Below are 21914 nucleotides of genomic sequence, written 5' to 3' on the forward strand. Positions count from 1 at the left end.
AGCGCCCCCGCGTCGGTGCCGGCCCCGCGGCTCAGGCCACGAGGTCCCGGCGGCGGAACCCGGCGGCGGCCGCGGCCAGGAGGGCGAGCGCCAGCGCGGCGAGACCCAGCAGCGGAGCGGCTTCCCAGTCCTCGGAGGGCACGAGCGGCGTCAGCTGCACGGGGGAGAGGTTCATCGCCGCCTCCGGCAGGTCGAGCAGCAGGCCGAACCACGAGACGAAGACCACGTACGCGACCACGGCCCAGCTCAGCGCGGCGAACCGCGGGACGAGTCCCACCAGGGCGGCGGCGACCCCCGCTACCACGAGCACGGCCGGGGCGTAGGCCAGGGCCGCCAGGGCGAGCTCGCCGGTCCAGCGCAGGTCCCCGGTGGTGGCGGTGACCCCGGCGCCCAGCGCGGCCCCGGCCAGCAGCAGGGCCAGGAGGGCCTCCACCACGACCACGGCGAGCCAGCCGAGCACCCAGCGCACCCGGTCGAGGCCCGTCGAGAGGAGCAGGGCCGTGCGGCCGGACTCCTCCTCGGAGCGCAGGCGCAGCACGCCCGAGACGGCGAACGCGACCACCCCGAGTGCGAGGTAGGACAGCGTCGCGGCGGCGAAGGACTCGGTGAGGGCGTCGAGGTCCATCACGAGCCAGTCGGTGATCGACGGGATGTCCGCGATGCTGTCCTCCAGCGAGTCGGCCAGCGAGCCGAAGGCCAGGCCGAAGAGGACGAGCCCGGCGGTCCACCCCAGGAACGTGCCGCGCAGCAGCCGCCGCGCCAGCCCGGTCGCGGAGAGCAGGCCCGCCCCGGCCGCCGCGGGCCCGGGGCGTGCCGGCCGCAGCCCGGCGCCCAGGTCCCGCCGCTGGGCCAGCAGCACGGCCGCCACCAGCAGCGCCGACGTGAGTGCCGCCGAGAGCGCCAGCGGCCACCAGCGCAGGTCCACGTAGAGCCGGGTCTGCTGGGCCCAGGCGATCGGCGAGAACCAGGACAGCCACGAGCCGGTGGGCTCGACGACGTCCCCGATCCCGCGCACCAGGAAGGCCGCGCCGAGCACGGCCATCGCCGTGCCGGAGGCGGCCCGTGCGTGCTCGGTGAGCTGGGCGGTCAGGGCCGCCACGGCCCCGAAGACCAGGCCGGTGAGCGCCGTGGCCACGCCCCACGCCACGGCGTCGACCCCGCCCAGGCCCGCCGCGAAGAGCCCGGCGGTGATCCCGGCGCCGACCGCCGCGTCCGCCACGGCGACCGCACCCAGGGCGGCCGCCGCCGGGGCGAAGCGGCCCACCGGCAGCGCACGGACGACCTCGAGCCGCCCGGACTCCTCCTCGGCGCGCACGTGCCGGCTCGCGAGCAGGATGCTCATGATCGCCGTCGCCACGAGCACCGACAGGCTCAGCTCGTTGACCGTCATGGCGCCCAGCGTGTAGTCGTCCGCGCCGAAGGCCGGGCCGGTCATCATCACGGCGGACGGGTTGTCCAGCAGGGCCGCCCTGGCCTGGCGGGCCTCGCCGTCCGGGAACGTCTCCTCGAGGGCGAGCACCGTCGCGGACACGGTGCCGGTGAGCGCGAGCACCCACACGAGGATCCGGACCCGGTCCAGGCGCAGGTTGAGCCGGAACAGCCGGCCGGTCGCGGCCCACGGCTCGGCGGTCCTCATCGGGGCGCCCGCACGTCCCGGCCGGCGCCGCGCCCGGTCCCGTCCGGGGCGGCGGGCTCGGCAGGGCGGTCGCCGTAGTGGCGCAGGAAGAGCTCCTCGAGCGAGGGCGGGGTGACGGTCAGGTTCTGCACGCCCAGGTCCGCGAGCGCCCGGAGCACCTCGGGGACCCGGGCGTCGTCGACGTCGAAGCCCAGCCTCCCGTCCTCGTGCACGAGGTGGTGCACGCCCGGCAGCCCGCCGAGGCGGCCGGGGCCGGCGGAGGTCGTGGCCGTGACGGCGGAGCGGGTCAGGTGGCGCAGCTGGGCGAGGGTGCCGCTCTCCACGTCCCGTCCGGCGCGGATGATGGTCACGGTGTCGCACAGCTTCTCGACCTCCGCCAGGATGTGGCTCGAGAGCAGGACCGTGCTGCCCTGCCCGCTCAGCCGGCGCACCTCGTCCGTGAACACGGCCTCCATGAGGGGGTCCAGCCCGGAGGTGGGCTCGTCCAGGACGTACAGCTCCGCCTCGGCGCTCAGGGCCGCGACCAGGGCCACTTTCTGCCGGTTGCCCTTGGAGTAGCTGCGGGCCTTCTTCGTGGGGTCGAGCTCGAAGCGCTCGACGAGCTCGTCGCGGCGGCGGCGCCGCCGCCGTCCGCCGCGGATGCCGGTGAGCAGGTCCACGATCTCGCCCCCGGTCAGGTTGGGCCACAGGTTCGTGTCCCCGGGGACGTAGGCGGTGCGGCGGTGGATCTGCACGGCGTCCCGCCAGGCGTCCAGGCCGAGGACGGTGGCCGTCCCCGCGTCCGCCCGGAGCAGGCCCAGCAGCACCCGGATCGCCGTGGACTTCCCCGAGCCGTTGGGACCGAGGAAGCCCGCGACCTGCCCCGGCGCCACGGTGAGGTCGAAGCCGTCCAGGGCCGCGGTGGGGCCGAAGGTCTTGACGAGCCCGCGGGCCTCGATCACCGGGGTGTCCATGGGTGCTCCTGACGGGTCGGGGCCGGCGGCGTCGCGCCCGCCTGCTCCTCACGGTAGGCACCGCCCCGGTGCCGGACAAGGCGGCCCGGGGGTCCCGGGCGCGCCGGCCGGGCGGCGGGGGCGGGAGCCGGCGCGGTCACTCCGGACGGCGTCCCTCCACGGCCGCGGGCGAGGGGTTCTGCGCGCCGGCGGAGGGGACCCGCCGGTCGGGCCGGTCGCGGGGGTCGAGCCACGCCTTGGCCCGCAGGGCGGGCTTCTCGACGAGCGTCCACGACAGCAGTGCCAGGGGCAGCGTCAGCAGGACGACGAGCAGGGAGTTGACGGCGACGCCCCACGACGCCGTGCCGAGCAGCACGAGGAGCTGCTGCACCGGGTACGCGTAGATGTAGACGCCGTAGGAGAGGTCGGTGCGGGTGGTCCAGTTCCGGGACGGGGCGGCGCCGAGGCCGAGGAGCAGCACGGCGAGCGGCAGCTGCCCGTACAGGTCCGCCCAGCCCTGGTCCGTGAGCATGGCGTAGACGACGCCCGCCCCCGCGACGTGCACCCAGGTGGGCCGCCACGTCCCCGCCCAGGCCCAGACCGCCGCGCCCGCCAGGAAGTAGCCCACCAGCCGGGCGCCGTTGAGCCAGAGGTGGCTCGTGACCTCCAGCGGGCCCTCGAGCAGGGGGCGCAGGACGAGCACGACGAGGAACAGCCCCGGCAGCACCCACCGGGCGTGCCGCGCCGCGACGGCGAGGCTGAGGACGAGCCCGATCAGCAGGTAGGCGAGGGCCTCGTGGAACAGCGTCCAGAGCGAGCCGTTCCAGGAGTCCGGGGCCGGGACCCGGACCAGGGTCCCGTCGATGCCCCACTGCGAGATTCGCAGGTCGGCGTTGTTCAGCACGAAGCCGGCGGCGGAGGCCACGTCGAGCGACGTGCCCTCGAGCGCGGCCGCGAGCGGCGCGAAGACGGCGGCCACCACGAGCAGGCTCACCAGGAAGGCCGGGTAGATGCGCAGGAACCGCCGCCAGAGGTAGGGCACCAGCGTGGTCCGCACCCTGCTCTCCGCGATGAGGTAGCCGCTGAGCACGAAGAAGCCGTTGACGGCCACGTCGGACAGGACCTCGAGGCTCGGGCCGTCCGCGCCGGTCAGCGGCCAGGTGTGCCCGACGATCACCAGGGATGCCAGACCCAGGCGGAGGGCGTTGAGGCGGTTGTGACGGTCGCCGAGGCGGTCCCGGAGTGTCGTGGCCAAGAGAGGTGCCTTCCGCAGGAGGGGGCAGCGCGGCCGGTGCGGTCAGCTGCTGGGCGTGGGGGCGGTCCCCGGGGCGGGGAAGCGGTCGTGACGCCGGGCCCCCACCCGCCCTACTCCGAGTTTAGGTATGCAAACGCATGGTGGGGTGCGGTGCCGCAGAAGTGGGGACGGAGCGCCGGACGGGCGCGGCGCACCGGCTGTCACAAAAAGCCCCGGTGCCCGGGGTGCTAACGCCCAGGTCAGGAGCCGTGCCAGGGTGGGAGCAGAGCCGCTCGAGGAGGGGAGTCCCGTGCTGGAGATCCGCAGTGCCACCCAGGACCGGGCCGGGGGCGACGGGTGGCGCGCCGCCGCGCGCACCGTGCCGGAGCGGCGCCCGGTCACGGCGCCGGTCGTGCTGGCCGGCCTCGGCGCGGCGCTCGTCGTCGTCGCCCTGGTGGCCGGGCGTGCGTGGTCGGAGGTGCTCCTCGACGCCGGGGCCGTCCTGCTCACCGTGGGCGGTGTGGGGCTGCTCCTGGACGCCGGGCTGGCGCGCTGGCACGGCTCCGGGCCCGTCGAGGCGCAGCGTCCCCCGGTCCCCGCGCCGACGGCGGCCCGCGACGACCGGCTCGGCCTCGTGGGGGTCCGCGAGGAGCTCGACGCGGTCGACGTGCTCCGGGGCGTGCGCCCCGGCCAGGAGCTGTGGTGGATGGACACCTTCCCGCTGACCCTGGCCGGCGACCTGGACGCGATCCACAAGGCGCTCGACGCCGGGGTCCGCGTCCGGCTCCTGGTCCTCGACCCGAAGTCGCCCGCGCTCGCGTCCCGGCTCGGCGAGATCCGCCACCACTACGGTCTCTCGCCCATGGACCTGCGGCGCAGCTTCGACACGCTGGTCCACCAGCTCCGGGCCCTCGGCGAGCTCGACCCCGTGGTGGCCGAACGCCTGGAGGTGCGGGTCTACGACGGCCTGCCCGGAGCCCCGATCTTCCTGGTGCTCGGGGATCCCGCCGCGGCGGAGGAGCCGGCGGCGGACCCGGGCGCGCCGCAGGTGCTCCGGGCGTTCAGCAGCTACTTCCTGCTCGACGCGAGCCAGGACATGCCCTACCTGGAGTGGCGGGACGGGCCGTTCGCGGACCGGCTGCACTCCTACGCGCGGCACAAGTGGGCGGAGGGGCACACGGTGTTCCCGACCGAGCCCGCCGACCGCTCCGCCTCGGCGTTCAACGTCCGGCCCGAGGCGGCGGCGCGCCCGGCCCGGGGGAGCTCCGAGGGCTCCTGAGCGTCCGGCCCGGCGTCACTGTGGCGGTGAGCGCACAAGTCTGCTGAGATGACGGCATGGACGTTTCGGACTTCAAGACCCTGTTCGGCGACGACATCCGGGCCTGGCTCGACTGGGGTGCGGTGGACGACGAGAACTCCCGGATCGAGGACCTCGTGATCTCGTCCCGGGAGGAGCTCGCCGACCTCTACACGGTGTGGCACGTGGACCCCGAGGGCAACCCGGGCGAGTGGTCGCACCCGCAGCACCGGCCGCTGACCCTCGCCGAGGCGGCCGCGAAGCAGTGGCCGGAGGACCGGCAGGGCAAGATCGACCACATGCGCCAGGAGTTCGCGGAGGAGTCGGGGCCGGTCCAGCTCACCGTCCCGGCGTACCGGACCGAGGGCTTCCTCGTGGTACTCGACTCCAACCACCGCCTGGTGGGCGCCTACCTCTCCGGGGCCGACCTGCGCGTGCTGCTGGTCGTGCTGGACGGGCCCTCGTCCTCCCAGGTGCTGCCCGCCACCGCGCAGATCGAGAACGACCAGGCGGAGCGGAACTGAGACGGTCCACGCCGGACCGGTCCGACCCCGGGACTAGCATGAGCCCATGAGCGACGACGCCCGCCCCGAGACCCGCTGCCCCGTCCCGCACGGCGACCGGCGCCGGACCGCCCCGCCCGGCGAGCGCAGCGTGCCGCGGGTGGAGGTGCTCGACGGCGTCTGGCACGTCCGCTCCCTGCCGATGGTCCGCCAGGTGCTGCGGGAGGCCGACGGCACGGTCCAGGCCGGCTTCAGCGCGGAGACCGCCCGGCAGGGCCTGACGGGCGACCACCCGCCCGTGCTCTACGCGGATGGTCCGGAGCACCGGCGCCAGCGCACCGCCACCGCGAGGTTCTTCACCCCGGCCGCGGTGAGCCGCCGCTACCGGGCCCTGATGGAGGAGCGCGCCGACGAGCTGGTCGAGCGGATCCGGCAGGACGGCGGGGCCGAGCTGTCCGCGATCACCCTGCGCTACTCCGTGGAGGTCGCCGCCCAGGTGGTGGGGCTGACGAACTCGGACATCGACGGGATGTCCCGGCGCCTGGAGCGCTTCTTCAGCGGCCCCGTGACCGGCTCCGCCGGTTCCCCGCGGCGCCGGCTCCCCGCTCGGCTGGGCGCCGTCGCCGGGGCCCTGCGGCCGATGTGGGCGATGACCGCCTTCCAGCTCCGGGACGTGCGCCCGGCCATCCGGGCCCGGCGCCGGGAGCCGCAGGAGGACGTCGTGTCCCACCTGCTCGCGGAGGACTACACGGACCGGGAGATCCTCGTGGAGTGCCTCACCTACGCGGCCGCCGGCATGGCCACCACCCGCGAGTTCATCGCGGTGGCCGCCTGGCACCTGCTGGAGGACGACCGGCTGCGGGAGGAGTACCTCGCGGCCGACGAGCCGGCCCGGCACGGGATCCTGCACGAGATCCTGCGCCTGGAACCGGTGGTGGGCCACCTCTACCGCCGGACCACGCGGGAGCTGGTCCTGGAGGACGGGGACGAGCGCCACGAGGTGCCCGTCGGAGCGCTGCTCGACCTCTACGTCCGCCAGGCGAACACCGACGAGCAGGCCCTGGGGGAGGACGCCCGGCAGCTGTGCCCGGATCGGTCCCGGCCGCGCGGGATCCGGCCCGAGGCGATGTCCTTCGGGGACGGCGCCCACCGGTGCCCGGGCGGGTTCCTCGCGATCCAGGAGACCGACGTCTTCCTGCAGCGCCTGCTGCGGCTGCCCCTGGAGTTCGCGCACCCGCCGCGGGTCTCGTGGGTCGAGCTGATCGCCGCCTACGAGGTGCGCGACGTCGTCCTGCGGGTGGGCGCCGGTCAGGGGTGGCGCACGCCCTCCCCGGCGAGCACCGCCCGGTAGCCCTCCCGGTACGTGGGGTGGCGCAGCTCGACGCCGGACTCCCGCAGCCGCCGGTTGGACAGCCGCTTCGAGCCCCGGCGCGGCGCGTCCGCCTCCGGGACGTCCTCGGGCCGGGGGACGCCGAGCTCCTGCGCCAGGAACTCGAGGACCTCGAGCTCGGGCACGGGCTCGTCGTCCGTGCCCAGGTACAGCGTGAGCGGCTGCGCGTCCATGGTCAGCAGGTGCACGGCCGCCGCCGCCGCGTCGTCGCGGTGAATGCGGTTGGTCCAGGCCGCCCCGGCGGCACCGTCCCCGGAGCGCACCTTGTCGATCAGCCGCGTCCGGCCCGGCCCGTAGATCCCGGACAGCCGCAGGACCGTGCCGTGCGGGAACTGCTCGTGGAACAGCTCCTCGGCCTCCAGCAGGATCCGCGCGGTCGGGGTCGAGGGGTCCGGCGGGGTGTCCTCGGTGACCTCCCCGCCGTCGGCGTCCCCGCACACGGCGGTCGAGGAGACCAGCAGGGCGCGCCGGGGCAGGGCCCCGGCGGCGCGCAGCCCGTCGAACAGGTGGCGCAGGCCGTCGACGTAGGCCGCCCGGTAGGCCTCCGGCGTCCGCCCGTCCGCGGCGGTGGCCACGACCAGCAGCTCGACGTCGCCCGGCAGCTCGGGCACCTCGGTGCTCAGGTCCACCGCGATCCCGGTCAGGGGCGGCGGCAGCAGCTCCGCACGGCGGCGCAGGCCCAGCACCTCGTGCCCCTGCCCGGCCAGCCGCAGCCCGATCTCCGTGCCCAGGTCTCCGCATCCCGCGATCACCACGCTCATGGCCCCGATTCTCCCACGTCCCGGACCGGGCGCCGCAGCGCGGGCCGGTCCTGTTCCCCCGGCGGCGGCGGCACCGTAGGTTGGAGGTGGCGGCCGGGCACCCCCGGGCGGCCGAGGAGCACGGAAGGGGCCGACGGTGGAGTGGTACCGCAAGGACGTGGAGGAGCTCGCCCCCGAGGACTGCTGGGACCGGCTGCGGGCGGACGGCGTCGCCCGGCTGGCCGTCGTGGTGGACGGGGCGCCGGAGATCTTCCCGATCAACTACGTGGTCGACCGCGGGACGATCGTGTTCCGCTCGGGCCTGGGCACGAAGGTCAGCGGCGCGCTCGAGGGCCTGGCGGTGGCCCTCGAGATCGACGGGCACGACCCGGCGACCGCCACGGCGTGGAGCGTGATCGTGAAGGGCGGCGCCGAGAGCGTCCGGCCGGGCCACGCCCTGATGGAGGCCCTGCAGCTGCCCCTGTTCCCGTGGCAGGAGGGGATGAAGGACCAGTTCGTCCGCATCGTCCCGACCGCCGTGACGGGCCGGCGCTTCACCATGGCCGACCACGAGGCGTGGAACTCCCGGGCGGCCGTCGGCCGCCGGACCCCGGGCGGGTCCGCCCGCTGGACCGAGGCCGGCTCCGGCGGGTCGTGACGGCCCGGGCCGGCTCCCGCGGAGCGGGCCGTGTCGGGACGGGGAGGCCTCCGTGCCCGGTCAGTAGGGTGGGGACATGACCGCGCACACCGTCTACACCGTGGGCCACTCCACCCGCTCCGCCGAGGAGTTCGTGGCGCTGCTGCGGGAGTCCGGGGTGCAGCAGCTCGTCGACATCCGCACGGTGCCGCGCTCGCGGAAGAACCCGCAGTTCGACCTTGACGCGCTGCCGGGCACGCTCGCGGAGGCCGGCATCGGGCACAGCTACTGCAAGGGCCTTGGCGGGCTGCGCCCCACCTCGAAGGACTCGGTCAACACCGCCTGGCGCAACGAGTCCTTCCGCGGCTACGCCGACCACATGCTGACCGACGAGTTCCGGGCCGCGCTGGCCGGGCTCGAGCGCCTGGCCGAGGACCGCGTGGTCGCGATCATGTGCGCGGAGGCCGTCTGGTGGCGCTGCCACCGCTCGCTCGTGGCCGAGGCCCTGCTGGTGCGCGGGCACGACGTGCAGCACATCATGGGCCCCGGCAAGCTGACCCCCGCGACGCTGCGGGACTTCGCCGTGGTCGACGGAGACCGGATCACCTACCCAGGAGGAGAACCATGCAGCACCTGAACGAGATCGCCCTGCAGCACCTGAACGAGGCACGCCACGCCCCGCACGGGCGCAGCGCCGAGCAGCTCCTGCACCAGAAGGTGCTGCGCCAGACCCTCCTGGCCCTCAAGGAGGGGGCGGTGCTCGCGGAGCACAACGCCCCCTACGCCGGGAGCCTGCAGGTGCTGCACGGGCGGATCCGGGTCTCCTCGAGCGAGGACCTGGTGCTCGGGGCCGGACACCTGCACGTGATCCCCGCGGAGCGGCACTCCGTGGTGGCCCTGGAGGACTCGGTGTTCATCCTCACCGCCGTGACCGGCATCGAGGACGCCGCCGAGTAGCCCCGCAGCGGCCCGGGGGAGGAGCGGGGGCGCTCAGCGCCGGCCCAGGTGCTTCTCCCGGCGGTAGGCGATGAACACGCCGGACACCGCGATCATCAGCATCATGGCGGCGATGAGCGCGAGCGTCCATGCGCCGTCGATCAGGGCGACGACCAGCAGGACGAGGGCGATCGCGGTCAGCAGGAGCTGGAAGATCAGCACGGGGCAGCCTCCGGTCGGGAACAGGGGTCCCGTCGAGGCTACCCGAGGCGTCCGCGGCGCCGGACGCCGGGGCCGGGCGCATTCCCGGTTTCGCCCTCCGCGTGAGCCGTGTCCCTGCGGCCGGGAGGGGGCTAGCGTCGGGGGAGAACACCACGTCCCCTCACCACCCCAAGGAGCACATCCATGTCCCGCACAGCCATCATCGGCGGCCACGGCAAGGTCGCCCTCGTCCTCGCCCAGCTGCTCAAGACCGGCGGCAACGACGTCACGAGCATCTTCCGCAACCCCGACCACACGGACGACGTCGAGAACACCGGCGCGTCCCCCGTGGTGGCCGACGTGGAGCAGCTGTCGGTCGCCCAGCTCGCGGACCTGCTCGAGGGCCAGGACGCCGTCGTGTGGAGCGCCGGCGCCGGCGGCGGCAGCCCCGAGCGCACCTACGCCGTGGACCGGGACGCGGCGATCCGCGCGATGGACGCGGCCGTGATGGCCGGCGCCAAGCGCTTCGTCATGGTCTCCTACTTCGGCGCCGGCCAGGACCACGGCGTCCCCGAGGACGACCCCTTCCACGCCTACGCCCAGGCCAAGGCCGACGCCGACGACCACCTGCGCGCCTCCTCGCTCGACTGGACGGTCGTGGGCCCCGGCGCCCTCACCGAGGACGAGGCGACCGGCAGGATCGACGTATCCGCGGGCGAGCGGGACGGCGAGCACCGGACCTCGCGGGCCAACGTGGCGCTCGTGGTCGCGGCCGTGCTGGACGACCCCTCGACCATCGGGAAGACCATCGAGTTCTCCGACGGCCACACGCTCATCACCGAGGCGCTCGAGGTGCAGCCGTGACCGCCTGAGCGCACCGCACGAGGGGCGGCCGCCGCGCACCGGGACCCCGGGCGCGGCGGCCGCCCCTCGCCGCAGGGCCCCTGACCAGGAACGGCGCAGGGTTCCTAGGCCAGGAAGTCGGCCGTCCCCAGGACGCGTGCGGTCGCGCCGGGCCCGGTCGTACCGGGGCCGGGCGCGTCCAGGGCGGCGATGCGGCGCTCGGCGATCCGCCAGCCGTCCGGGGTGCGCACGAACAGGTCCAGCTGGTCCCCGCCCAGCGCGGTCCCGTCGGCGCACACCACCAGCCACTTGCTCCAGGCCCGCACCCGGTCCGGGGTGAACCGGCGCAGCACCGTGTCGGTGACCAGGTGGGGGTCCCGGGTCTCGGCCAGGGTCCGCTCGACGATCTCCGCGGGCCCGCGCGCGGTCCCGCCCGGGGAGACGACGACGGCGTCCCCGGTGAACACCCGGTCCAGGTCCGGCCAGGCGCGGGCGTCCACCACCCGGGCGCACCGGCTCAGGACGGTGCCGATCTCGAGCGCGTCGGCGGCGGGCACCCGGTCCCACCCCGCGCCCGGTGCGGGGCTCACCGGCGGGCCCGGTCGGCGGCCGCGAGCACGGCGTCGTCGAACATCGCGTAGGCGTACGGGGCCGGCGCGTAGCCGCCCTCGGCGAGCGCCGCGGAGGCGGAGTCGTTGCGGGGCGCCACGGTGCGCCGCTCGATCCGCCACCCGTCGGCGGTGCGGCGGAACGTGTCGATGTAGTCGCCGCAGGCCACCCTCCGGTCCCACGTCAGCAGCAGCATCCTGGACCAGCACACGGCGGTGTCCGCGTCCACGGCCTCCACGATCGAGTTCAGGGTGTGCGTGGCGGGGAAGCGGGCGAGATCGACGGACTCGACGAAGCGCCGCACGCCCGCCGGGCCGTCGAACTCCCCCTGCGGTGCGCTCAGGCGGACTCCCGGCACGAACACCTCCCCGAACATGTCCCACTGGCGGTTGTCCAGCAGGTGCGAGGAGAAGCTCAGGATCTCGGCGATCTCGATCCGGTCCTGGGCGCTGAGCGCCCCGGTGGTGCTCTCCGTCGTGCTCTCCGCGGTCTGCTCCGAGACCTGTGTGTCGTCCATGGTCCTGCTCTCGTCCTCTCGTCCTTCTCGCGGGCCGGCCGGGCCGTTCCGGCGCGCCGGCGCACGACAAGCGGTTCCGCCCATGATGAATTCCCGGGCCCGGCCGTGCCACGAGGCCCGGTCGTTCCCTAATCTGACCACATGAGCACCCACCAGGATGACATCCAGCACATCGTCGAGTTCGTGAACCGCACCCGCGTCGGCATGCTCAGCACCCGCGAGGCCACCGGCAAGCTCGTCAGCCGCCCGATGACCGTGGTCGACGTGGCCCCGGGGGAGGACCTCAACTTCTTCACCAGCCGGGACACCTCCTCGGTCCGGGACGTGGCGGCCAACGACGCCGTCAACGTCGCGTTCGTGGGGGACCACGAATGGGTCTCGATCTCCGGCGCCGCCGAGGTGGTCGAGGACCGGCAGGTGCTCGAGGGGCTGTGGTCCGACGCGCTGAAGGCGTACTACCCGGACGGGCCCGCCACACCCGGGCTCGTGGTGCTGCGCGTGCGCACGGAGACCGCCGAGCACTGGCGCAGCCCCGGGACGGTCGCCACCGCGCTGCGCTGGGCCAGGGCCCGCGCCACCGGGGAGCAGATCGACCCCGGCCAGTCCACGGTGGTGGACCTGTGAGCCTGCCCCCGATCCACCAGGGAGCCACCGCCGGGCGGGACCCCGAACGGCTGGACCTCGAGGAGGTCCTGCGCCTGACCGCCGTGGTGCACGGCTCCGTGCAGGGCGTCGGGTTCCGCTGGTGGACCGCGCGCCACGCGGAGCGGCTGGGCCTGCACGGCTCGGCGGTGAACAACGCGGACGGCACCGTGGGGGTGATCGCCGAGGGCCCCCGGCACGCCGTGCGGGACCTGCTCAAGGCCCTCAACGGCGGCGGCACGCCCGGCGCCGTGATGAAGGTGGACTCCCACTACGGCTCCGCCACCGGGGAGTTCCGCGGGTTCGTCACCGGCTGAGCCGCGACGCCGCGCCCCCGCCCGCGTTCTACGATGGGGGCATGGCTCACGACCACGCCGGGGACCGCGGACGCGCGGAGCACGACCACGGGCCCGGGCACTCGCACGCCGGCCCCGGGACCGACCGGTGGCGGATCGCCACCGCCCTCGGGATCACCGCGGCGCTGTTCGTCGTCCAGCTGGTCGGCGCCCTGTGGACGGGCTCCCTGGCGCTCCTCATCGACACCGCCCATGTGCTCACGGACGCGGGCGGGCTGCTGCTCGCCCTGGTCGCCGCGCAGCTGACCCTGCGCCCGCCCAGCGCCCGGCGCACGTGGGGCTGGCGCCGCGCGGAGATCGTGGCCGCGGCCCTGCAGGCCGGGGTGCTGCTGGCCGTGGGGCTGTTCGTGCTCGTGGAGGGCGTGCGCCGGTTCCTCGAGCCGCACCCGGTGGCCTCGGCCGAGATGCTGGTCTTCGGCGCCCTGGGCCTGGCCGGCAACCTCGTGGCGATGGCCGTGCTCTTCGGGGGCCGGCGCTCGAACCTGAACCTGCGCGCGGCGATGCTCGAGGTGCTCAACGACGCACTGGGCTCGGTCGCCGTGATCGTCGCGGCAGTGGTCATCACCCTCACCGGCTGGGTGCAGGCGGACGCCGTGGTGGCGCTGCTCATCGGGGCGCTCATCGTGCCCCGCACCGTCCGGCTGCTCGTGGAGTCCCTGTCCGTGCTCATGGAGAGCGTGCCCCCCGGGCTCGACATGGACGAGGTCCGCGGGCACATCCTCGAGCTCCCGCACGTGGTGGAGGTCCACGACCTGCACGCGACCCGGATCTCCTCGGACCTGCCCGTGCTCACCGCCCACGTGGTGCTCGAGGAGGAGTACTTCTACTCCGGCGGCTCCGCGGAGGCGCTGGGCCGGATCCAGCAGTGCGTGGCCGAGCACTTCCCCGTGTCCGTCCAGCACTCCACGATCCAGCTGGAGCCCGCCGACCACGACGAACCGGAGGTCTGCGCCCCCCCATGAGCACTGAGCCCCCGAGCGGCGAGCAGCACTGCCTGGTCGTCTTCGTCCCCGCCACCCACGCCGAGCAGGTCCTGCAGGCCCTGGGCGAGGCCGGGGCGGGACGGGCCGGGAACTACTCCCACACCGCGTTCGTGAGCCGCGGCACCGGGCGGTTCACGCCGCTGCCGGGGGCGCACCCCGTGATCGGGGAGGTCGGCCGGCCCCAGGAGGTCGACGAGGTCCGCATCGAGACGCTGTATCCGGCCGCCGAGCGCGAGCGCGTGCTGCGGGCGATGGCCGGGGCCCACCCCTACGAGGTCCCGGCCTTCACCACCTTCCCGGTCCACGACCGGGGCCCGTACTTCGACGAGCAGGGCCGGCTCAGGAGCCGGCCGGATCCTGCATGAGCACCGAGCGGATCAGGAAGCGCTTGCCCTCCGGCGCCTCCACCGAGAACCCGGAGCCGCGGCCCTCCACCACGTCCACCGTGAGGAGGGTGTGCTTCCAGTACTCGAACTGCTCGCGGGACATCCAGAACTCGAGCTCGGCCGTGGCCGGGTCACCGGGCAGCGTGAACACGCCCAGCAGCACGTCCGCCGGGCCGGTGAGGAAGTCCCCGGCCGGGTAGCACATGGGCGCGGAGCCGTCGCAGCACCCGCCGGACTGGTGGAACATCAGCCGCCCGTGGATCCCCCGCAGCGTCCCGAGCAGCTCCACGGCGGCCGGCGTCAGGGCCACCCGGGAGAACGTCTCGCCCTCGACGGCGGGGACGGACTCCAGGACGGCGGTGTCCCCGGCGGTGTCCCCGGCGGTGTTCCCGGGGATGTTCGCGGTGGTGTTCGTGGCGGTGCTCTCTGCGGTGTTCTCGGCGGTGCTCACAGCACGCTCCTCGGCTCGGCGGTGTGATCCACGCTACAGGCGGTGGAGCAGTTCCTCCAGGCCGAGGCCGTCCAGCACGCCCGCCGGGTGCGGTCCGGCGGCGGCGAAGGCGTCCGCCCACTCCCGGGGCAGGGCCCGGCGCCCGCCCACGAGGACCAGGTTGCCCGGGTAGCGCCCCGTGAGCAGCCGCTCCTCGGCCAGGCACCACACGTCCGCCAGCGCCTCCCGCATCGCCCGCGCCTGCCCGGCGAAGAACGCCAGCCCGGGATCGTCGCCCACGTTGACGACCAGCACCCCGCCGGGCGCCAGCAGCCCGGCGGCCTCGGCGTAGAAGGACGGCTCCGTGAGGTGGGCGGGAGCGTCCCGGCCCGAGAAGACGTCGAGGACCACGAGGTCCGCGGTCCCGGGGGCGACGACGTCCGGCAGGGCCGCCCGGGCGTCGTCGATCACGACGCGCACGTCCGCCCCCGCGGGCAGGGGCAGCGCCTCGAGCACGAACGCGGGCAGCTCCCGCTCCAGCTCCACGGCCACCTGCGCGGAGCCGGGCCGGGTCGCGGCCACGTACCGGGCGAGCGTCAGGGCCCCGGCGCCCAGGTGGACCGCGGTGACCGGCGCACCCGGCGCCGCCACCACGTCGACGACGCCGCCGATCCGCCGCAGGTACTCGTAGAAGATCTCCCCGGGGCGGGCGAGGTCCACGTGGGACTGCTCGGCCCCGCCGATGGAGAGCACGAACCCGCCCTCGGTGAAGCCGTCCGGGGTGATCTCGGCGTGCACGCCGGCGTCCTTGAGGTATCTGCGCATGAGCCCATTGTCACTTCCCGGACGGGAATGAAGCGGGGGCCGGGACGGCTCTACCGGTGAATCACTGCTGCGTCCCGAAGGATCCCCCGCCCATGGCACCCGACGTCCCCGTGTCCGAGACCCCTCCCGTCCCCGCCCCCGCGCCCGCCACCGGGCTCCCGGACACCGGCCCCCCGGCCGTCGTCGCGGACACCGACCACTCCGCCCGCAACCGCCTGGTCATCGGGCTGCTGCTGGTCTCCACGTTCGTGGTGATCCTCAACGAGACGATCATGGGCGTGGCGCTGCCCCGCCTCATGGCCGATCTCTCGGTCACGGCGGTCGCCGGCCAGTGGCTCACCACCGCCTACATGCTGACCATGGCCGTGGTCATCCCGGTGACGGGGTTTCTGCTCCAGCGCCTGCACACCCGGCCCGTGTTCCTGACCGCCATGACCCTGTTCAGCCTCGGCACCCTCGTCTGCGCGGCCGCGCCCGGGTTCGGGACGCTGCTCGCGGGGCGGGTGGTGCAGGCCGGCGGCACGGCCATCATGATGCCGCTGCTGATGACCACGGTGCTGACCCTGGTGCCGCCGGCCGGGCGCGGGCGGGTCATGGGCAACATCTCGATCGTCATCTCGGTGGCCCCGGCCGTGGGGCCCACCATCTCGGGCGTCATCCTCAGCGTGCTCGAGTGGCGGTGGATGTTCATCCTGGTGCTGCCGATCGCGGTGGGCTCCCTGCTGCTCGGCGCGTGGCGGATGCAGAACGTCACCGAGCCCCGCCCGGCGCCGCTGGACGTGGTCTCGGTGGTGCTCTCGGCCCTGGGCTTCGGCGGCCTCGTCTACGGCCTGAGCACCCTCGGCGAGGGCGGGGACGCCGCGCTCCCGGCGTGGGTGCCGCTCGTGCTGGGCGTGGCAGCGCTGACCGTGTTCGTGCGACGCCAGACGCGGCTGCAGCGCGCGGACCGCGCCCTGCTGGACCTGCGGACCTTCCGGTCCCGGGTGTTCACGATGTCCACGGCGGTGCTCGCCGTCAGCATGATGGCCCTCTTCGGCACGCTGATCGTCCTGCCCATCTACCTGCAGACCGTGCACGGCCTCGACCCCCTGGGCACGGGCCTGCTGCTACTGCCCGGCGGGCTCGTCATGGGACTGCTGGCGCCCTTCGTGGGGCGGGTCTACGACCGCTCGGGCCCCACCGTGCTGCTCGTGCCGGGCTCGATCCTGCTGAGCGCGTCCCTGTGGTACCTCGCCTCCACCACGGGGGCCACGCCCGTCCCGATGGTGCTGCACGCCCACGTGGTGCTCAGCACGGGTCTGGCCCTGATGTTCACCCCGCTGTTCACCGCGGGCCTGGGCGCCCTGCCGACACGGCTGTACTCGCACGGCTCCGCCATGGTGGGCACCCTGCAGCAGGTGGCGGGCGCGGCGGGCACGGCCCTGTTCGTCACCGTGCTGACCCTCTCCGCCGCCGGCGCGGCGGCCGCCGGGGCCTCGGCTCCGGAGGCCACCGAGGCGGGCGTGCGGAGCGCTTTCCTGTGCGGCGGGATCATCTCGCTGCTCGCCGTCGTCGGCTCCTTCGGGGTGCGCCGCCCCGCGGGCACGGAGAGCGCCGCCGGCGCGGAGGACTGAGGCCCCGCGGGCCCGGTCCTCAGCCCCGGACGCGCTCGCGGATCAGCCGCGTGAGCTCCGCGGCGTCCTCGACGGCCCGCTCGCCCTCGGCCAGCCCCGCACGCAGCTCCTCCCGGGTCGCGGCGTCCTTGAGGGCGCGGACGTTGATCTCGAGCGTGACCATGGCCGTGGCCACCGCGGCCCGGGCCGCCTCGGAGGCCGCCGCCACGTCGCTGAGGACGTTGGGGTTGCACCAGCCGGTCAGCTCGCGCGCGAGCCCGACCACCTCGGTGCCCACGCCGATCAGCTCCCGCGGGGGACGCGCGGCGCCGGCCGTGGCCTCCTGGACCGCCCGCGAGCGCTCCGCCTTCTCCTCGGCGGTGTCCTTCGGCAGGGTGTAGGCGGCCGAGAGCGCGCCGAAGGCCTCGGCGTCGGCGTCCGCCAGGCCCAGCGCGCGCGGGATCAGCTCCTCGGCCCGGTCGGCCGCGCGCCGGGCACGGTCCGTGTGCTCGGACGCTGTGGAGTAGCGGGCGGACATCGCGATCAGGGCCGCGCCCAGCGCCGCCTGCAGGGCGCCCGCGGCGCCGCCGCCGGGGGCGGGCTCGTCCGAGGCCATGCGCTCCACGTAGGCCCTGACGTTCTCCGAGCTGATCACAGCGGCTCCTTCCGGTGGCGGGACCTGCCGCCCGCCGCGGGGCGCGCGCAGGCGGTGGCGTCCGCACGAGCCTAGCCCTCCGCCGGTCCCCGTGGTGAGTCTCACAGACCCCGCGGGACGAATGCACGGCCCGTCCATCGCACGGAAACGTGCCGGCCACATCGGCGGACGATCCTGGAGGTGTCCGAGGGCCCCCTCCCCGGACCTCGACCCCCGAGAGGACGTGCCGCCATGACGACCCTCCGAGCGACGACCGTCGACGCGACCACCGATGACACCTGGGTCCAGGACCCCGCGCGGATCCGCCCCGGCGACCGGATCGAGGTGTGGGAGCAGGACCACCTCCGCCACGTCGGCACGGTGGGCCAGTGCGCGCCCCACCTGCGGCTGCTCTGGATCCTGGAGGCCGGCACCGGCTCCCGCCGGCTGATCCCCGTCCACGGCTACCGCCTGCGCCGCTCCCCGTTCGCCCGCCCCGCCTGAGGCCCCGTCGCCTCGTGTTCAGCCGCTGTTCGCCCGGGGCGGGTACGGTCGGCGCTGACAGCCGGGCGGACGAGGAGGATCATGGGGAGTCAGCAGGTCGACGGCGGTCGCGGCGGGGCAGCTCCCGGCCGGGACCGCGGGAGGGAGCACGGCATGGCGGCGACCGCCCGGCAGGAGTGCGCCGCGCGGCTGCACGACCGGGTCGCGGCGCTCGTCGACGTGGTGCTCCGGGCCCGCCGGGCGGCCGTGCCGCAGCTCGAGCGCGTGAACCCCCGCCACCGCGGGTCCGCGCTCAACCTCGTGGACTACGTGGCCGTGCGCAGCCAGGACGTGCGGGACCTGCAGCGGGACCTCAGCGGCCTGGGCGTGTCCTCCCTGGGGCGGATGGAGGCCGGGGTCATGAGCCACCTCGGCGCCGTGCTGGAGACCCTCCGCGTGCTCGCCGGCCGACCGGAGGAGGACGTTGGGGCGCCCGGCCCCGACGAGCCCGGCGAGCCCGGTGCGGAGGTACTGCGCCGTAACACCGCGGCCCTGCTCGGCCCGGGCCGGGAGGGGCGCAGCACCCGGATCATGGTCACCTTCCCCTCGGAGGCCGCCGCGGATCCCCGGCTCGTCCAGGACATGGTCCGCGCCGGCATGGACGTGGCCCGGATCAACTGCGCGCACGACGGCCCCGAGCAGTGGGCGGCCATGATCGGGCACGTCCGGGCGGCCGGGCAGGCGCTCGGCCGCGAGGTCCGCGTGGCCATGGACCTCGCGGGGCCCAAGCTGCGCACCGGGCCGATCGAGCCCGGTCCGCAGGTCGAGAAGATCAAGCCCACCCGGGACAGCGGCGGCCGGGTGACCGCCCCGGCCCGCCTCTGGCTGGGCGAGGCGGACCCGGCGGTCGACGACGACGCCCCGGCCGTCCCCGTGGCCGGCGCCGCCTGGACCGCGGCCCGCACCCCGGGGGAGCGGCTGCGGCTCAAGGACGCGCGCGGCTCCGGACGGACCCTGCGGGTGATCGAGGCCACCGGGCCCGGCGTGCTCGTCGAGTGCGCCAAGACCGTGTACTTCGCCACGGGCCTGGCCGTGCGGGCCGAGGACGGCACGGAGGGCGTGCTCGGCGAGCTGCCCGCCGTCGAGCAGTCCCTGCGCGTGCGCGCGGGGGACACCGTGGTGCTGACCCGGGACCTCGCACCCGCCCCGGTCCGGTCCGAGAGCCCCTTCCGGATCGGCTGCTCCCTGCCCGAGGTGTTCACGGACGCCCGGGAGGGGCAGCCGGCCTGGATCGACGACGGGAGGATCCGCTGCCGGATCACCTCCGTGGGGCCCGACGAGATCGTGCTGGAGGTGCTGCAGGCGGGCCCCGACGGCACCAAGCTCAAAGCGGGGAAGGGCATCAACCTGCCCGAGACGGACCTGCGCATCTCCTCGCTCACCGACGAGGACCGCACGCACCTGCCGTTCGTGGCCGAGCACGCCGACATCGTCAACATGTCCTTCGTGCGCTCGCGGGAGGACGTGACCGACCTGCTGCGGGAGCTCGAGCGGATCGGCAACACCGCCCTGGACGTCACCCTCAAGATCGAGACCGTGGGCGGCTTCGAGTCCCTGCCCGCGATGCTGCTGGAGGCCATGCGGTGGCAGGACGTGGGCGTCATGATCGCGCGCGGGGACCTCGCGGTCGAGGCCGGGTTCGAGCGGATGGCCGAGGTGCAGGAGGAGATCCTGTGGCTGTGCGAGGCCGGGCACGTGCCCGTGGTCTGGGCCACCCAGGTCCTGGAGTCTCTCGCCAAGAAGGGCCTGCCCTCCCGGGCCGAGGTCACGGACGCGGCGATGGGCCAGCGCGCCGAGTGCGTGATGCTCAACAAGGGACCGTTCGTGGTGGACGCGATCGAGGCCCTCGACGACATCCTCGTGCGGATGGAGGGGCACACCCGCAAGAAGTCGGACATGCTCCGCCGGCTCAACGCGTGGGCGCCCGTCGTCGAGTGAGCGGGCGAGCGGTCGGGTGAGCCGCGGGGCGGACCACGGGGTGACCCGTGCCACACTGGGGGCATGGCCGCACGCGACACCGCCGTTCTCCGCTTCCTCGCCGCCCCGACCGACGCCGGGCGCACCGGCACCGTGGACGGCGGGCGCGTCCTCGAGTGGATCGACAAGGCCGCCTACGCGTGCGCCGTGGGCTGGTCCCGGGCCTACTGCGTGACGGCGTACGTGGGCAACATCCACTTCGACCGCCCGGTGTGCGTGGGGGACATGGTGGAGGTCTCCGCGAAGATCGTGCACACCGGACGGTCCTCGATGCACATCCGGGTGGAGGTCGCCTCCGCGGACCCCCGCGAGCACGGGGTGACCCTCAAGGACACGTGCCTGATCATCATGGTGGCCGTGGACGGGGACGGCCGCCCCACCCCCGTCCCGCAGTGGGCGCCCGAGACGGAGCACGAGCGCCAGCAGTCGGCCGTCACGCAGCGGCGGATCGAGCTGCGCAACAGCATCGAGGAGCTGATGGCGGAGCAGCGGTACACGGACGAGGGCACCGCCGAGGAGACCGTGCTGCGCTTCCTCGCCGCGCCCACGGACATCAACTGGGGCGGGAAGGTGCACGGCGGCACGGCCATGCGCTGGATCGACGAGGCCGCGTACGTGTGCGGGGCCCGGTGGGCGGGCCGGCCGGTCATCGCCGTCTACGCCGGGGGCGTCCGGTTCTACCGGCCCATGCACATCGGCCACCTCGTGGAGGTCCGGGCGCGGCTCATCCACACCGCGGCCCGCGGCCTGCACATCTCCGTGAACTGCTGGTCGGGGGACCCCGCGACCGGGGAGCTCGCCCTGACCACCAACTGCCTCATGGTCATGGTCGCCCTCGACGACCAGGGCCACGCCCTGCCAGCCCGGCAGTGGCAGCCGGTCAGCCAGGAGGACCGGGACCTGGACGCGTTCGCCCGGGAGCTGGTCCGGCTGCGCGCCGAGTTCCCGGACTCCTTCCAGCAGGTCGACCCGTCCGTCTCCCGGCTGCCCGGGAGCTGACCGCGCTCCTCCTCAGCCGTCGGCGAATCCCGGGACCCGATCAGCCTGCTGTGCATATAGTGGGCCGAGACCCACCGTCCCGGCACCCCACAAGGAGAGCACGCCATGGACCTGAATCCCCTGAACAACGCGTTCGACGACGAGGGCAAGCCCAAGCCCGCCATGAACAAGCTCCTCGACACCGTGCTGCGCGTGCAGCGGCCCGTGGTCCTGGGCTTCGTGAAGAAGGAGCGCGCCGACCACCCCGACGAGACGCCCGAGCAGATCGCCAGGCGGCTCGAGAAGATCTACGTCCGGTCCGTGACCATGGGCGGCGGGGCCGTCGGCGCCACCGCGGTGGTCCCCGGCATCGGCACCGTCGCGTCGCTCGGCCTGTCCTCGTTCGCGGTGGTCGGCTACCTCGAGGCCACCGCCCTGTACGCCCAGGCGATCGCCGAGCTGCACGGGGTGCACACGGAGGACCCGGAGAAGACCCGCACCATGGTCATGGCCTTGATGCTCGGCGAGGACGGCCGCCAGGTCATGAACCAGATCCTGGCCAGCGGCACCAAGGGCCGCGGCATGATGTCCTCCTGGGGCCTGATGATGGGCAAGGACGACTCGAAGACCTTCGACGTCAGCAGGATCATCCGCAACATGTTCGTCAAGCGCTTCCTGCTCAAGCAGACCGGCGCCGTGTTCGGCCGCGCCCTGCCGTTCGGCGTGGGCGCGATCGTCGGCGGGGGAGCGAACCTGGCCATGTCCAAGCAGGTCATCGCCGCGACGCACGAGGCGTTCGGGCCGCTGCCCACCACGTTCCCGGCCGAGCTCGGGCCCGAGGAGCGGGCCCCCCGGTTCGACGACGGCACGTCCCGGAAGGGCAGGCGGGGCCGGAAGGCCGACACGGCCGCCGCGGCCCGCGGCGAGATCGCCGGGGAGCAGTAGACCCCGCGCCGCGCTCCCGCGCTGCCGCTCGACGACGCCCCGCGCCCGGCGGGGCGTCGTCGTCGTTCACGACAGGTCCGCCGGGGCGTGGCCCCGCGTTTACCGCGTCTGCCTAGCCTGGTGCACGAGCGGGGCGCACCGCGCCCCG

General features: G+C 74.7%; 26 protein-coding genes. 16 read left to right on the top strand and 10 right to left on the bottom strand.

Annotated features, from left to right (window positions below; genetic code table 11):
• Positions 1 to 31: 31 nt before the first annotated feature.
• The 3 genes from CK505_RS04100 to CK505_RS04110 form a co-directional block, all read right to left on the bottom strand.
• Positions 32 to 1636, bottom strand: coding sequence for an ABC transporter permease (locus CK505_RS04100; protein WP_095650333.1), 1605 nt, complete (start codon positions 1634 to 1636; stop codon positions 32 to 34).
• Positions 1633 to 2589: an ABC transporter ATP-binding protein gene (locus CK505_RS04105; protein ID WP_095650334.1), complete on the bottom strand. Its 957-nt coding sequence runs from the start codon at positions 2587 to 2589 to the stop codon at positions 1633 to 1635. Before CK505_RS04105 ends, CK505_RS04100 begins: the two co-directional genes overlap by 4 nt.
• Positions 2590 to 2725: 136 nt before the next feature.
• Entirely contained in the window at positions 2726 to 3823 is a 1098-nt protein-coding gene (locus tag CK505_RS04110; RefSeq protein WP_176475284.1) for an acyltransferase, read from the bottom strand.
• Positions 3824 to 4112: 289 nt separating this feature from the next.
• Between CK505_RS04110 and CK505_RS04115 the strand changes: the two genes are divergently transcribed.
• From CK505_RS04115 to CK505_RS04125, 3 genes are read left to right on the top strand one after another with little or no spacing between them, the layout of a single operon-like run.
• Positions 4113 to 5081, top strand: coding sequence for a hypothetical protein (locus tag CK505_RS04115; protein WP_035928121.1), 969 nt, complete (start codon positions 4113 to 4115; stop codon positions 5079 to 5081).
• 56 nt (positions 5082 to 5137) lie between these two features.
• Positions 5138 to 5623, top strand: a complete 486-nt coding sequence (locus CK505_RS04120) for a hypothetical protein (protein WP_017833469.1) — start codon at positions 5138 to 5140, stop codon at positions 5621 to 5623.
• Positions 5624 to 5669: 46 nt separating this feature from the next.
• Positions 5670 to 6953, top strand: a complete 1284-nt coding sequence (locus CK505_RS04125) for a cytochrome P450 (protein ID WP_095650336.1) — start codon at positions 5670 to 5672, stop codon at positions 6951 to 6953.
• On the opposite strand, the gene CK505_RS04130 is transcribed toward CK505_RS04125, so the two are convergent.
• Entirely contained in the window at positions 6911 to 7753 is an 843-nt protein-coding gene (locus CK505_RS04130; protein WP_017833471.1) for an SDR family oxidoreductase, read from the bottom strand. The genes CK505_RS04125 and CK505_RS04130 overlap by 43 nt on opposite strands.
• A gap of 136 nt (positions 7754 to 7889) precedes the next feature.
• Here CK505_RS04130 and CK505_RS04135 point away from each other — a divergent pair, with 136 nt between their 5' ends.
• The 3 genes from CK505_RS04135 (at position 7890) to CK505_RS04145 (ending at position 9326) form a co-directional block, all read left to right on the top strand.
• Positions 7890 to 8390: a pyridoxamine 5'-phosphate oxidase family protein gene (locus tag CK505_RS04135; protein ID WP_035928142.1), complete on the top strand. Its 501-nt coding sequence runs from the start codon at positions 7890 to 7892 to the stop codon at positions 8388 to 8390.
• A 76-nt stretch (positions 8391 to 8466) separates the two neighbouring features.
• Positions 8467 to 9006 carry a DUF488 family protein gene (locus CK505_RS04140; RefSeq protein WP_017833473.1) on the top strand — a complete coding sequence of 180 codons (540 nt, stop codon included), beginning with the start codon at positions 8467 to 8469 and terminating at the stop codon, positions 9004 to 9006.
• Complete coding sequence (locus CK505_RS04145) at positions 8994 to 9326, top strand: hypothetical protein (protein WP_017833474.1); 333 nt, start codon at positions 8994 to 8996, stop codon at positions 9324 to 9326. The genes CK505_RS04140 and CK505_RS04145 overlap by 13 nt, the downstream gene beginning before the upstream one ends.
• A 33-nt stretch (positions 9327 to 9359) precedes the next feature.
• Here CK505_RS04145 and CK505_RS18385 read toward each other — a convergent pair whose 3' ends face one another.
• Complete coding sequence (locus tag CK505_RS18385; RefSeq protein WP_017833475.1) at positions 9360 to 9527, bottom strand: hypothetical protein; 168 nt, start codon at positions 9525 to 9527, stop codon at positions 9360 to 9362.
• A 183-nt stretch (positions 9528 to 9710) separates the two neighbouring features.
• Between CK505_RS18385 and CK505_RS04150 the strand changes: the two genes are divergently transcribed.
• On the top strand, positions 9711 to 10370 hold the full coding sequence (locus tag CK505_RS04150; protein WP_095650337.1) for an SDR family oxidoreductase: 660 nt from the start codon (positions 9711 to 9713) through the stop codon (positions 10368 to 10370).
• A gap of 104 nt (positions 10371 to 10474) precedes the next feature.
• Here the strand turns inward: CK505_RS04150 and CK505_RS04155 are convergent, their stop codons facing one another.
• Both CK505_RS04155 and CK505_RS04160 read right to left on the bottom strand, forming a co-directional pair.
• Entirely contained in the window at positions 10475 to 10939 is a 465-nt protein-coding gene (locus CK505_RS04155; RefSeq protein ID WP_167508852.1) for a nuclear transport factor 2 family protein, read from the bottom strand.
• Complete coding sequence (locus CK505_RS04160; RefSeq protein ID WP_052133003.1) at positions 10936 to 11475, bottom strand: nuclear transport factor 2 family protein; 540 nt, start codon at positions 11473 to 11475, stop codon at positions 10936 to 10938. Before CK505_RS04160 ends, CK505_RS04155 begins: the two co-directional genes overlap by 4 nt.
• A 141-nt stretch (positions 11476 to 11616) precedes the next feature.
• Here CK505_RS04160 and CK505_RS04165 point away from each other — a divergent pair, with 141 nt between their 5' ends.
• From CK505_RS04165 to CK505_RS04180, 4 genes are read left to right on the top strand one after another with little or no spacing between them, the layout of a single operon-like run.
• On the top strand, positions 11617 to 12099 hold the full coding sequence (locus CK505_RS04165; RefSeq protein ID WP_017833479.1) for a pyridoxamine 5'-phosphate oxidase family protein: 483 nt from the start codon (positions 11617 to 11619) through the stop codon (positions 12097 to 12099).
• Positions 12096 to 12434: an acylphosphatase gene (locus CK505_RS04170; protein WP_217987527.1), complete on the top strand. Its 339-nt coding sequence runs from the start codon at positions 12096 to 12098 to the stop codon at positions 12432 to 12434. The genes CK505_RS04165 and CK505_RS04170 overlap by 4 nt, the downstream gene beginning before the upstream one ends.
• A gap of 41 nt (positions 12435 to 12475) precedes the next feature.
• Positions 12476 to 13435 carry a cation diffusion facilitator family transporter gene (locus tag CK505_RS04175; protein ID WP_176475285.1) on the top strand — a complete coding sequence of 320 codons (960 nt, stop codon included), beginning with the start codon at positions 12476 to 12478 and terminating at the stop codon, positions 13433 to 13435.
• A complete protein-coding gene (locus tag CK505_RS04180) occupies positions 13432 to 13821 on the top strand; it encodes a hypothetical protein (RefSeq protein ID WP_095650340.1) in 390 nt (129 codons plus the stop codon). The genes CK505_RS04175 and CK505_RS04180 overlap by 4 nt, the downstream gene beginning before the upstream one ends.
• Here the strand turns inward: CK505_RS04180 and CK505_RS04185 are convergent.
• Both CK505_RS04185 and CK505_RS04190 read right to left on the bottom strand, forming a co-directional pair.
• A complete protein-coding gene (locus CK505_RS04185) occupies positions 13796 to 14239 on the bottom strand; it encodes a DUF779 domain-containing protein (protein ID WP_031283030.1) in 444 nt (147 codons plus the stop codon). The two genes, CK505_RS04180 and CK505_RS04185, sit on opposite strands and share 26 nt — an antisense overlap.
• An 87-nt stretch (positions 14240 to 14326) precedes the next feature.
• Positions 14327 to 15097 (bottom strand): spermidine synthase, encoded by a 771-nt coding sequence (locus CK505_RS04190; protein WP_126346947.1) that lies wholly within the window; start codon positions 15095 to 15097, stop codon positions 14327 to 14329.
• Positions 15098 to 15189: 92 nt separating this feature from the next.
• On the opposite strand from CK505_RS04190, the gene CK505_RS04195 reads away from it, so the two are divergent.
• The gene (locus CK505_RS04195; protein WP_095650341.1) at positions 15190 to 16710 is read left to right on the top strand and encodes a DHA2 family efflux MFS transporter permease subunit; all 1521 of its coding nucleotides are present in this window, start codon (positions 15190 to 15192) and stop codon (positions 16708 to 16710) included.
• A 19-nt stretch (positions 16711 to 16729) separates the two neighbouring features.
• Here the strand turns inward: CK505_RS04195 and CK505_RS04200 are convergent, their stop codons facing one another.
• Positions 16730 to 17344: a cyclodeaminase/cyclohydrolase family protein gene (locus CK505_RS04200; protein WP_197723068.1), complete on the bottom strand. Its 615-nt coding sequence runs from the start codon at positions 17342 to 17344 to the stop codon at positions 16730 to 16732.
• A 231-nt stretch (positions 17345 to 17575) separates the two neighbouring features.
• Between CK505_RS04200 and CK505_RS04205 the strand changes: the two genes are divergently transcribed.
• From CK505_RS04205 to CK505_RS04220, 4 genes are all read left to right on the top strand, one after another.
• Positions 17576 to 17827 (top strand): hypothetical protein, encoded by a 252-nt coding sequence (locus CK505_RS04205; protein WP_017833487.1) that lies wholly within the window; start codon positions 17576 to 17578, stop codon positions 17825 to 17827.
• 153 nt (positions 17828 to 17980) lie between these two features.
• The gene (locus CK505_RS04210; protein WP_017833488.1) at positions 17981 to 19804 is read left to right on the top strand and encodes a pyruvate kinase; all 1824 of its coding nucleotides are present in this window, start codon (positions 17981 to 17983) and stop codon (positions 19802 to 19804) included.
• A 63-nt stretch (positions 19805 to 19867) separates the two neighbouring features.
• On the top strand, positions 19868 to 20842 hold the full coding sequence (locus CK505_RS04215) for an acyl-CoA thioesterase (RefSeq protein WP_017833489.1): 975 nt from the start codon (positions 19868 to 19870) through the stop codon (positions 20840 to 20842).
• A 105-nt stretch (positions 20843 to 20947) separates the two neighbouring features.
• Positions 20948 to 21766: a hypothetical protein gene (locus tag CK505_RS04220; RefSeq protein ID WP_035928165.1), complete on the top strand. Its 819-nt coding sequence runs from the start codon at positions 20948 to 20950 to the stop codon at positions 21764 to 21766.
• Positions 21767 to 21914 lie beyond the last annotated feature (148 nt).

Source organism: Kocuria sp. WN036, from assembly GCF_002287015.1.
Classification (GTDB): domain Bacteria; phylum Actinomycetota; class Actinomycetes; order Actinomycetales; family Micrococcaceae; genus Kocuria; species Kocuria rosea.